The sequence below is a fragment of the Paenibacillus gallinarum genome (assembly GCF_014836635.1).
GTDB lineage: Bacteria > Bacillota > Bacilli > Paenibacillales > Paenibacillaceae > Paenibacillus > Paenibacillus gallinarum.
The window spans coordinates 23,148-34,168 of record NZ_JACSQL010000022.1 but is presented as its reverse complement, the minus strand read 5'-3'; the positions used below and the strand labels follow the sequence as shown (position 1 = coordinate 34,168).

General features: G+C 41.9%; 11 protein-coding genes and 1 other RNA gene. All 12 read right to left on the bottom strand.

The window, feature by feature from the left end:
- Positions 1 to 251 precede the first annotated feature (251 nt).
- Positions 252 to 524, bottom strand: a complete 273-nt coding sequence (locus tag H9647_RS24420; protein ID WP_191804913.1) for a pro-sigmaK processing inhibitor BofA family protein — start codon at positions 522 to 524, stop codon at positions 252 to 254.
- Entirely contained in the window at positions 521 to 832 is a 312-nt protein-coding gene (locus H9647_RS24415; protein WP_191804911.1) for a DUF2508 family protein, read from the bottom strand. The genes H9647_RS24420 and H9647_RS24415 overlap by 4 nt, the downstream gene beginning before the upstream one ends.
- Before the next feature lie 227 nt (positions 833 to 1,059).
- On the bottom strand, positions 1,060 to 1,659 hold the full coding sequence (recR, locus tag H9647_RS24410; protein ID WP_191804909.1) for a recombination mediator RecR: 600 nt from the start codon (positions 1,657 to 1,659) through the stop codon (positions 1,060 to 1,062).
- Positions 1,660 to 1,689: 30 nt separating this feature from the next.
- On the bottom strand, positions 1,690 to 2,001 hold the full coding sequence (locus H9647_RS24405) for a YbaB/EbfC family nucleoid-associated protein (RefSeq protein WP_160034347.1): 312 nt from the start codon (positions 1,999 to 2,001) through the stop codon (positions 1,690 to 1,692).
- A 41-nt stretch (positions 2,002 to 2,042) separates the two neighbouring features.
- Positions 2,043 to 3,776, bottom strand: a complete 1,734-nt coding sequence (gene dnaX, locus H9647_RS24400) for a DNA polymerase III subunit gamma/tau (protein ID WP_191804907.1) — start codon at positions 3,774 to 3,776, stop codon at positions 2,043 to 2,045.
- Positions 3,777 to 3,986: 210 nt separating this feature from the next.
- Positions 3,987 to 4,254: signal recognition particle sRNA large type (gene ffs / locus H9647_RS24395), an RNA gene on the bottom strand.
- 120 nt (positions 4,255 to 4,374) lie between these two features.
- Positions 4,375 to 4,572, bottom strand: coding sequence for a 50S ribosomal protein L31 (gene rpmE / locus H9647_RS24390; RefSeq protein WP_191804905.1), 198 nt, complete (start codon positions 4,570 to 4,572; stop codon positions 4,375 to 4,377).
- Between the two features lie 107 nt (positions 4,573 to 4,679).
- Positions 4,680 to 5,996, bottom strand: coding sequence for a transcription termination factor Rho (rho, locus tag H9647_RS24385; protein ID WP_191804903.1), 1,317 nt, complete (start codon positions 5,994 to 5,996; stop codon positions 4,680 to 4,682).
- A 273-nt stretch (positions 5,997 to 6,269) separates the two neighbouring features.
- Positions 6,270 to 7,523: a UDP-N-acetylglucosamine 1-carboxyvinyltransferase gene (locus H9647_RS24380; RefSeq protein WP_191804901.1), complete on the bottom strand. Its 1,254-nt coding sequence runs from the start codon at positions 7,521 to 7,523 to the stop codon at positions 6,270 to 6,272.
- Between the two features lie 167 nt (positions 7,524 to 7,690).
- Positions 7,691 to 8,545 carry a class II fructose-1,6-bisphosphate aldolase gene (gene fba / locus H9647_RS24375; RefSeq protein WP_191804898.1) on the bottom strand — a complete coding sequence of 285 codons (855 nt, stop codon included), beginning with the start codon at positions 8,543 to 8,545 and terminating at the stop codon, positions 7,691 to 7,693.
- A 190-nt stretch (positions 8,546 to 8,735) separates the two neighbouring features.
- Entirely contained in the window at positions 8,736 to 9,110 is a 375-nt protein-coding gene (locus tag H9647_RS24370; RefSeq protein ID WP_191804896.1) for a response regulator, read from the bottom strand.
- 196 nt (positions 9,111 to 9,306) lie between these two features.
- Positions 9,307 to 10,917, bottom strand: coding sequence for a CTP synthase (locus H9647_RS24365; RefSeq protein WP_191804894.1), 1,611 nt, complete (start codon positions 10,915 to 10,917; stop codon positions 9,307 to 9,309).
- Positions 10,918 to 11,021 lie beyond the last annotated feature (104 nt).

Below are 11,021 nucleotides of genomic sequence, written 5' to 3'. Positions count from 1 at the left end.
ACCAACAAGTTGAAATTGTATTAATTCACTCATGAGTTTTACTTGCGTAAAACTCCTCGTTGTTCAGTTTTCAAAGACCAAGTTTTTTCGTTAATCGCTTTGTTTCAGCGACCTTTATAATATATCATGTCGGCTACCTTCATGTCAAGAATTTTTTTAATTTTCTTTTTCGCTGATCTCTCAGCTTCAGTTCTAATTAAATTCTCTTTTTTAGGGCCGAGATATAATTTATCATATACGTAGTACTAAAGTCAACTATTAAATAAAGAATATTTTAAACCTAATAAAAGACCTACTCCAGGCAGCCCTAATACCGTCACCGTCCCTATTGTTGTAGGGTTTATAGGTATGTACATATCTCCGGTTAAACCAGAATAGTTAATCACATAAATCCCAAGAGAGGCAAGAACTAAATGAAGGCCAAATGAGGAGATCCAGCCCAGACCGATCTTTTTTCTGAATACAATAATCAATATGAGCAATAAGGAAACCGACAACACTCCCCAGAGAATTATGTCCCTCAATGTGATCCCTCCGCTCTTTTAGCAAGATTATTATAAGGCGTATCATTCACACAATCTTGAGTCGACCCTATAACTCCATAGCTCTTAGCTCTTCTAAGATGCATTTGATATCTTCGCTCTGCTGCCTCAAGAATAAAAATGGCATAATCAATTTGATCTTGCTCTACCGCTTCTTCAAACATACAATGCGCTGCTTTCCACTCTTCATGCGATTTTTTTATATCTTCGAAAATTTCCTTCTGTATCTCCACCCTTTCATTTAACAAGTTCCCACTCTTTAATCCCATAGACTTCATCCAACTAACCATAATGACCCCTCCGCTCAATGTCCTTATATCATTCTTGAAGCAAGAATGTTGGTGAATGAAACAGTTACAACAGTAACTGATACAAGAATGCTCGTCCTTCTCAACAAAGCAATCCTGTAAAAAGCTAGCGTTATTCCATTCATATCGCAGGAGAGATCAACATAGAACCAAAAAAGCTCCCCAAAGGGGAGCTTTTTTATAATTAATCATATTAAGTTCACGGTACATTAATTCAACTGGCGCCGTCCTTCCAACGCCTTCGATAAAGTCACTTCATCTGCATACTCCAAATCGCCGCCCACAGGAAGACCATGAGCAATCCGGCTCACAAAAATCCCAAAAGGCTTAACTAACCTTGAGATATACATCGCTGTAGCCTCTCCCTCAATGTTAGGATTGGTTGCAAGTATCAATTCTTTGACCCGCTCATCACTCAGTCTCATAAGCAGCTCTTTAAGTTTGATATCGTCGGGACCGATTCCCTCCATAGGAGATATCGCCCCTTGAAGTACATGATAGTAACCATCGAATTCTTTTGTCCGTTCCATAGCCACAAGGTCTTTCGAGTCCTGAACTACACAAATGACAGAAGGGTCGCGGGATTTATCTTGGCATATTCGGCAAGGATCTGTATCTGTAATGTTACAGCATACCGAACAGTAATGAAGATTCCTCTTCACACTAACCAGCGCCTTAGCAAAATCGATCACATCGTCTTCATTCATCTTCAATACATGAAAAGCCAGGCGTGCCGCCGTTTTGGGGCCAATGCCAGGTAGACGAGTAAACGCATCTATAAGTTTCGCGATCGGTTCAGGATAATACAAAATTACATTCTCCTTCTAGATCAATTCAATTTAGAACAAGCCAGGGATTTTCATGCCGTTTGTGAATTTACCCATATCTTGGTTAGCCAATTCATCAGCTTTAGTCATTGCATCATTTACTGCTGCCATAACCAGATCTTGCAACATTTCTACGTCTTCTGGATCAACAGCTTCTGGTTTAATTGTGATGGAAGTCAGTTTTTTATGACCATTAACTTCTGCAGTTACTACACCGCCGCCAGAGGTACCTACTACTGTTTTTGTTCCAAGCTCTTCTTGAGCTTTCAGCATTTGTTCCTGCATCTTCTTCACTTGCTTCATCATCTGGTTCATGTTATTCATCGTTCATCATCTCCTAATTGGGTTATATTTGATTTAGAGTTTCATTCTTTAATGATAACCAATTTCTCACCAAAAAGCTCAAGCGCCTCGTCAATCCAAGGCTCCTTTTTTCCATCCACCTGTTCCATTTCAAGTGTAAACTCTTCTTCCTTTTTGAGATCAGAGGAACCCTCAATCGCAGCAAGCCAGTCTTTTTGCAGCATAGTAACAAGCCGAAGCGGTCTTCCAACCATCTGCTCAAGAACACTCTCAATCACTTGTTTGTTCGCTGGTTTCTCTGTCGTTTCACGGTGAATGTTGTTCTTGAAAGCAACAAGAATTGCATCATTTAGAACAGATACAGGTTCTCCATCTACAAACCAGGCGTGAACCGTCACTTTTACTTCTTTCACACGCTGGAGGATTTGACTCCATTTTCTGCTGATTTCAGTGAATTCTGCACTGTCCTTCTCAGCAATATATTGATCCATATGAGGCGGTATTTTGGCTACCCCTGAGGATCTTGGGGCTGAAGGACGATTGGATCGCGCAGGAGCTGCCGAATTTGGATTCGCAGCTGCTATACCGCCATTCTTCAGTGCTTTCTCAAGTTTCTGCTCAAGTTCTGCAATTTGTCGTTTCATTGCAGTTAACTCGGAGGAACTAACCGCTGCGCCCCCTCCTGCCTCAGAAGCAGGCTCACCCGCACCCTTAGGAAGACTACACAATTTTAGAAGCGCTACTTCAAACAATGTCTGCGGCTGTGCCGCATATTTCATCTCGCTTTGATAACGATTCAGTGTATCAATAATATAAAAGAGTTGTTCCCTCGAAAATGCCTCTGCCATTCCTTTAAAAGAGGATGGGTCAAGCACACGATCCGTCATATGTTCCGCATTAGGAACCATTTTGATCAGGAGAAGATCTCGGAAATAATAAAGAAGATTCTCCATACTCTTATCTGCACTTTTTCCTTCTTGCATGAACTGCTCTACCGTCTGTAGCACCTCACCCACTTCTCCCTGTAGAAGAAACTGAGCAAGTTTGCCAAACTGTTCTGCTGGCAAGCCGCCGGTCATATCCAGCGTTTGACTGTAAGTCACTTGTCCTCCTGTAAAGGAAGATACCTGATCAAGAATACTCAGCGCATCCCGCATACCTCCGTCCGAAAGACGGGCAATATACTGAAGCGCCTCTAGCTCGGCAGTAATCTCCTCTTCCTTACAGATCATAGCAAGACGCTCTGTCTGTTCCTCCAGCGAAACTCGGCGAAAATCAAACCGCTGACAGCGAGAGATAATCGTCGCCGGAAGTCTGTGAGGCTCCGTTGTTGCTAAAATAAACATCACGTGCGGCGGCGGTTCTTCAAGCGTTTTAAGAAGTGCATTAAATGCCTCTGTCGTCAGCATGTGTACCTCATCAATGATGTACACTTTATGACGAACCTCCGTTGGAGCATACTTTACTTTTTCGCGAAGATCACGAATTTCTTCAACCCCTCGGTTAGAGGCCGCGTCAATCTCTTGAACATCCATTACTGCTCCAGATGTAATTCGAAGGCACGCTTCACATTCATTGCACGGCTCAGTGCTTGGGCCACGTTCACAGTTAACAGCCTTGGCCAAAATTTTGGCCGCACTTGTCTTCCCTGTTCCTCTTGGACCACTGAATAAATACGCATGCGAAATCCGCTGTTCACGAATGGCATTCTGTAAGGTCTGAATAATATGCTGTTGTCCAACCATGTCTTGAAACGACTGAGGCCGCCAAGCACGGTACAACGCAATATGTTCCACTGTGCTTTACCCTCTTTCCACATGTCTCGTGACCTTTTGTCGTGGCTTCATTATACTATATTCCCTGCTCAATCAAAACTTTAAAAGCAGTTATGTATAAATCAGCCTTTCATTTTGTCTTATAAAAACAAAAAAATCCTTGCAAATATATGCAAAGATGTCCTTTTTTCTCTATATAACATATTTCTTTAGTTGATTTAAAAAATAGAACCGTGCACCTGTTATCGATAATTGCGATCCAAGCGGCACCCCTGCATAACAACTCGGGTTAGGCACCCCTCCGGCACAAGAGTGGTCTTGCTTATGGCTGCTTCCTTCCGGACCTGACCAAGTTCACAAGTACTCATTGCGGAGGACCCAGCCGTCAACATTGCATGCAGAGACCAAACCTCACATCGACAAAACCTCTAACAGGAATTCAACCTCGCTACAGCGGATTGCGAGTTACAGGGCACCGCTACCTCCCCATCTAGCACGGTGAAACAATTATATCGCAAGACATGCATAATTGCAACCGATTGTGACACATCCCATTATTTACTTATCTCCATAAAAACAAAAATGAGGCAAGCGCATAAACGCAAGCCTCATATCAAAATTAGATACCGTATTTTTTCTTAAATCTATCAACACGACCACCAGCATCCAGGAATTTCTGTTTACCAGTGAAGAACGGGTGACATGCGGAGCAAACCTCTACACGCAGTGCTTCTTTAACAGAGCCCGTTTCAAATGTGTTACCACAAGCGCAAGTAGCTGTAGTTATGTGATATTTTGGTTGAATCGCTTCATTCATGACTTTCACCTCTTCTTGCCCTGAACCTCATGCGGATCCAGAGTTATTAAGAACACAGCATTAATTATAGCATGTACATTTTGCAAATGCAATCCTTCAGCCCAGATTTACGTTGTCGCTGAAGCTGTTGTTGTGCGGTTGGATCGGCGCGGTGCACCGTTTCCTGTATTGTTAGTTTGACCTGCTGTATCAAGCGAAGCCAGGAATTCTGTATTCGTCTTGGTATTGCGCAATTTTTTAAGGAAGCCTTCCACAAAATCATGGCTGTCATTCATGTTTTTACGCACAGCCCAAATCGCATCCAGCTCTTCTTTGCTAAGGAGAACTTCCTCACGGCGTGTACCAGAACGACGAATATCGATGGCTGGGAAAATACGACGTTCAGCAAGTTTGCGGTCCAAGTGAAGTTCCATATTGCCCGTACCTTTAAACTCTTCATAAATGATATCATCCATCCGAGATCCTGTATCAATCAGAGCTGTCGCTAAAATAGTTAAGCTTCCGCCCTCTTCTACGTTACGAGCGGAACCGAAGAACCGTTTAGGACGATGGAATGCTGCCGGGTCAATACCACCACTGAGTGTTCGTCCAGAAGGAGGAATCACCAGGTTGTATGCACGCGCAAGACGGGTAATGCTATCTAACAGAATTACAACATCTTTTTTAGCTTCTACTAAACGTAAAGCACGCTCGAGTACAAGTTCAGCTACTTTAATATGATTTTCCGGGAGTTCATCAAAAGTGGATGCTACCACTTCCCCTTTTACAGAACGTTGCATATCCGTTACTTCTTCAGGACGTTCATCAATCAGTAATACAAATAATTCGATTTCCGGATTGTTGGTTGAAATACTGTTTGCTATCTCTTTCAGAAGAAGCGTTTTTCCCGCTTTGGGTGGAGCAACGATAAGACCGCGCTGTCCCAATCCTACGGGAGCAAGCACATCCATAATTCGGGTAGATAAATTCGTTGGGGATGTTTCAAGCGTTAGCTTTTTCTGTGGATATAGAGGAGTTAAGGCTGGAAAATGGAGTCTTTCTGCGGCAAGGTCAGGACTTTGACCATTAACAGCATTGACTTGCAATAGTCCAAAATATCGCTCATTCTCTTTAGGAGTTCGACATTTACCTGATACAAGATCTCCTGTTCTTAAATCAAACTTACGAATTTGTGAAGCAGAAATATAAATATCTTCTTTACTTGGCAAATAGTTTATCGGGCGAAGAAAACCATAACCTTCAGGCAGAATTTCTAGAACACCTTCCATAAACATAAGTCCGCTTTGTTCTGCTTGTGCACGAAGAATAGCGAAAACGAGTTCCTTCTTCTTCAGCTGCCCATAATAAGGGATCTGGTATTTTTTTGCTAACTTGTACAAATCGGTTAGCTTCATTACCTCCAGATCAGAGATTTGTAGATCCATAAAATAACCACCTATTCAATTATTAAGTCCGTTGTAAGGAGAACAGCTGACGGTGCAGCCTTGTATAATAAGCTCATGAATTGCATTCAGATGCTCTTACTCTCCATTGTACGGAAAATACCCTGTATATTGCAAATGATATGTTCCGCGCTTTCATACATTGTAATAAACAAATCTATTAAAATAGGTTTACCCATTTTCACAAGGGATATTCAACCGAAGATATACTTCTTACATAAGTTTTATACCCCTTATGAAAATAAGGATCATTCCTTAGTCATTTTGTCGCCAAACGTCAGCACCAAGCTCTCTCAAGTTGGTAACCAGATGATCATAACCTCGATCGATGAACTCTACTCCGGTAACTTCTGTTATTCCTTCACTTACAGTCAGTCCAGCAATAACTAATGCAGCACCGGCACGTAAATCTGTTGCTTTAACTTTCGCTGCATTAAGTGGATGTCCTTCTATAATTGCAGAGCGTCCCTCGACTCGTATCTTCGCACCCATTCGAGCTAGTTCAGGAACATGCTTGAAACGATTACTATAAACAAAGTCGCTCAGCACACTAACCCCATCTGCCTGCGTCAGTAAACTGGTCATTGGTGATTGCAAGTCAGTTGCGAAGCCCGGATAAACAAGCGCCTTGACGTCAATGCTCTCATACTTCTCTTTTCCAATAACTCGAATGCTCTCATCAAGTTCTTCAATCCCAACACCCATCTCAATCAGCTTCGCTGTTAATGCTTCCAGATGTTTAGGAATGACATTGTCAATAAGAACGTTTCCACGTGTCGCTGCTGCTGCGATCATATAGGTTCCAGCTTGGATACGGTCAGGAATAATAGAATGGCGGCAACCTCGAAGTTCCGACTTGCCTTCAATTCGAATCGTTTCTGTACCTGCTCCCTTAATCGAAGCACCCATTGAATTTAAAAGTGTTGCTACATCTATAATCTCAGGCTCTTTAGCCGCATTTTCAATAATTGTAGAGCCTTTGGCACGAGTGGCCGCAAGCATAATATTAATAGTTGCTCCTACACTAACAACATCCAGATAGATCTTTGCGCCTTTTAATTCCTTGGCATGAAGATGGATGGCTCCATGTTCATTGGTGACAGTAGCACCCAGAGCTTCAAATCCTTTGATATGTTGGTCAATTGGCCGCGGCTCAAAGTTACATCCTCCAGGAAGTCCAATTACCGCTTCCTTAAAACGACCAAGCATCGCACCCATCATATAGTAGGAAGCGCGAAGTTTCTTAACGGGACCATTAGGCATTGGCAGCGAGATAATGTGTGTAGGATCAATTCTCATCTGGTTGCCTTCCCATGAAACATTTGCACCAAGTTCTTCAAGAATTTCGGAATAAACGGCAACATCACTGAGTAAAGGTAAATTATCAAGTATAACTTCTGATTCGGCTAAAATCGCTGCCGGAATCAGTGCAATCGCACTGTTTTTAGCACCGCTGATCGTAACGGTACCTTGTAGTGGACGTCCACCACTAATCATTAATTTTTCCATAAGGTAAAGGGTCCCCCTAGAAATCACTTCTAGCCGAAAAAATAGTTCTAATTGGCAAAGTTAGTATAACATATCCTCATCATGAGTCAAAAATTGTATTAAAAATGGAAACACACCGACTAAGCGGTGTGTTTCCATTAGTAGCTATATTATTTTAAAGAGCAATCTTATGCTTTGTTGCTGGATCCAAACTCACGCATTTTTCCGATAACTGTTTCTTTAATTGCTTCACGTCCTGGTTGAATGAACGTACGAGGATCGTAAGCATCTGGTTTAGCAGCAAGAACTTCGCGAACAACTTTAGCAAATGCGATTTGGTTCTCCGTGTTTACATTGATTTTGGATGTTCCCAAAGAGATTGCTTTTTTGATGTCATGCTCAGGAATACCTGTACCACCATGAAGAACAAGTGGAGTATGAACTGCATTGCGGATTTCTTCCATTTCTTTAAATCCAAGGTTTGGTTCGCCTTTGTAAGGACCGTGTACAGAACCAAGAGCTGGAGCAAGTGTATCGATACCTGTTTCGTTAACGATGCGAACGCAATCGTCAAGTTTCGCGTACATTACTTCACCAACAACATCATCCTCTTGTCCACCAACGATACCAACTTCTGCTTCAACAGAAACACCTTTGGAATGAGCATATTCAACCACTTGTTTTGTGATTTGAACGTTCTCGTCGATTGGATGATGAGATCCGTCAATCATAACGGAAGTGAAACCTGCATCAATTGCTTCTTTACATTTATCGAAGCTGGAACCATGATCTAGGTGAATTGCTACTGGCACGGAAATTTTCATGTCGTGGATAAGACCTTCCACCATTTTTACAACGGTGTAGAATCCGCCCATGTGACGAGCTGCACCTTCAGAAACACCAAGGATTACTGGGGATTTTTCTTGTTCAGCAGCACCCAAAATAGCTTGAGTCCACTCAAGGTTGTTGATGTTAAATTGTCCAACTGCATATTTACCTTCGAGAGCTTTGTTCAACATGTCTGTCATAGATACTAATGGCATGGTTTAAATCCTCCTAAAATAATTGTTTGTCTATGGTTTAAAGCCGACTTCACATACGGAACTTATTATACCACATCCCATGTCAAATACTAAACATAGGTAATAAAAATAGCTGTGCTCTTTTCCACACGGAAAAAACTCACTACAAAAAATCCTGCCCAGGATGACAGGACTTCATACACCTTCCTTGCTATGTGTTTACCCCGCTGAGTTGCATATTAACCGCAATACGCATCTCATCAATATCAAAAGGCTTCGTAAAATGCATAAGAGCACCTAGTTCTGTAGCTTCTTTAATCATATCTAGTTCTCCATATGCCGTCATCATAATCACTTTTATGGAAGGATTCATTTCCTTGATATGTTTAAGAATCTCCAGACCATCCATTCCAGGGATTTTCATATCTAACAGGACAAGATCAGGCGTATGCTTCTCAACGATCTCAAGAGCGACCTTACCGTTAGCTGCTTGATAAGTTGTATACCCTTCACTGTTAAATACCTCCATGAGCAAAATTCGAATTCCATTTTGATCATCGACAATGAGAACCTTTTTATTATTCATCTAAACCTCCTGCGATCTTATCTATCGATTCTACCCGCTCATCATTCTTACCTAAATGACCATTAGGTTATTTATTTAAAGATTCTACCTTTCTCCGATAAATCCTGCTTCTCTTGCTCAAACAAAAAAGACCCCTGGCTGGGGTCTTTTATATCTATATTAATCAAAGGCCCTATCTGGGACCTTGTTCCGATCTCTACAAGTTCTCCGAATGAGTAAGAGATGCTTTCACAAATTCACGGAAAAGAGGGTGCGGACGGTTTGGACGTGAAATGAATTCCGGATGGAATTGAACAGACAAGAACCAAGGATGTTCTGGCAGTTCCACAATTTCTACAAGACGGCCATCTGGTGAAGTACCAGAAATAACAAGACCTGCATTTTCAATCGTTTCACGATATTGGTTGTTAAACTCGTACCGGTGACGATGTCTTTCGTATACCAGTTCATCTTGGTAACATGCTGCTGCAAGAGAACCTTCTTGCAACTTACAAGGATATAGTCCAAGTCGCATCGTACCACCCAAATCTTCAATGTCTTTCTGTTCAGGAAGAAGATCGATTACAGGGAACTCTGTAGAAGGATTGATTTCAGAGCTGTTTGCATCTGTAAGTCCTACGACAGAACGTGCATATTCAATTACAGATACTTGCATTCCAAGGCAAATGCCGAAGAACGGAATTTTATTCTCACGAGCATAACGGATGGCAGATACTTTACCTTCGATACCCCGGTCACCAAAACCACCTGGTACCAAGATACCGCCGATGCCGTGTAGAAGCTCATCTACATTCTCATCTGTAATTTCTTCTGCATTAACCCAGCGAAGTTTAACATCTGCATTTGCAGCAAATCCCGCGTGGGAAAGAGATTCAACAACACTGAGATAGGCATCATGAAGAGCAACATATTTACCAACAATCGCAATCTCCACTGTTCTTTCCAGCTTTTTAATTTGGCTAACGAGTTTTTCCCATTCGCTCATGTCCGGCAAAGGAGTAGTCAGCTTCAAATGATTTACTACGATCTCATCAAGACCCTCTTCACGTAAAATCAAAGGAACATCATATAGGGTACTTGCATCGCGGCATTCCACCACAGCATGAGGATCAATATCACAGAAAAGAGCTAGTTTAGCCTTAACATCTGCAGAAAGCTCTCGCTCCGTACGGCAGACGATAACATTTGGCTGTATTCCGATACTACGCAGTTCTTTTACACTGTGTTGTGTCGGTTTCGTTTTGATTTCGCCAGCAGCTTTAATAAAAGGAATCAAAGTAACATGAATATACATTACATTATCGCGGCCTACGTCACCTTTAAGTTGACGAATAGCTTCGAGATACGGCAGGCTCTCGATATCGCCTACAGTTCCGCCAATTTCAGTAATAACAACGTCTGATCCCGCTTCACGACCTGCACGCAAAACACGTTCCTTAATTTCATTCGTAATATGAGGAATAACTTGAACCGTACCACCCAGATATTCTCCGCGGCGTTCTTTACTAATAACAGATGAATATACCTTACCTGTCGTTACATTGCTGTTCTTGGATAGATTAATATCAATAAAACGCTCATAGTGTCCAAGGTCAAGGTCTGTCTCCGCACCATCATCTGTAACAAACACTTCACCATGCTGATAAGGACTCATTGTTCCTGGGTCAACGTTGATGTATGGATCAAATTTTTGAATAGTTACTTTAAGTCCTCTGTTCTTGAGCAATCTCCCAAGAGATGCAGCCGTAATCCCTTTACCCAGGGAAGAAACAACCCCGCCCGTCACGAAAATATACTTTGTTGTCACTACTAATACCCTCCTATAAAAGTCCGTTAAAATCAGGCGACATTATGATGTTATCCTAACCCATTTTTCAGGTTATCATCGTAAAAAAAGGGAAAATGCAAAAA

Excerpts from the sequence above, each read along its gene's own strand:
- H9647_RS24415 (WP_191804911.1), bottom strand. The coding sequence starts at position 832 with ATGGTTAGTTGGATGAAGTCTATGGGATTAAAGAGTGGGAACTTGTTA.
- H9647_RS24405 (WP_160034347.1), bottom strand. The coding sequence starts at position 2,001 with ATGAATAACATGAACCAGATGATGAAGCAAGTGAAGAAGATGCAGGAA.
- rpmE (WP_191804905.1), bottom strand. The coding sequence starts at position 4,572 with ATGAATGAAGCGATTCAACCAAAATATCACATAACTACAGCTACTTGC.
- rho (WP_191804903.1), bottom strand. The coding sequence starts at position 5,996 with ATGGATCTACAAATCTCTGATCTGGAGGTAATGAAGCTAACCGATTTG.
- H9647_RS24380 (WP_191804901.1), bottom strand. The coding sequence starts at position 7,523 with ATGGAAAAATTAATGATTAGTGGTGGACGTCCACTACAAGGTACCGTT.
- fba (WP_191804898.1), bottom strand. The coding sequence starts at position 8,545 with ATGCCATTAGTATCTATGACAGACATGTTGAACAAAGCTCTCGAAGGT.
- H9647_RS24370 (WP_191804896.1), bottom strand. The coding sequence starts at position 9,110 with ATGAATAATAAAAAGGTTCTCATTGTCGATGATCAAAATGGAATTCGA.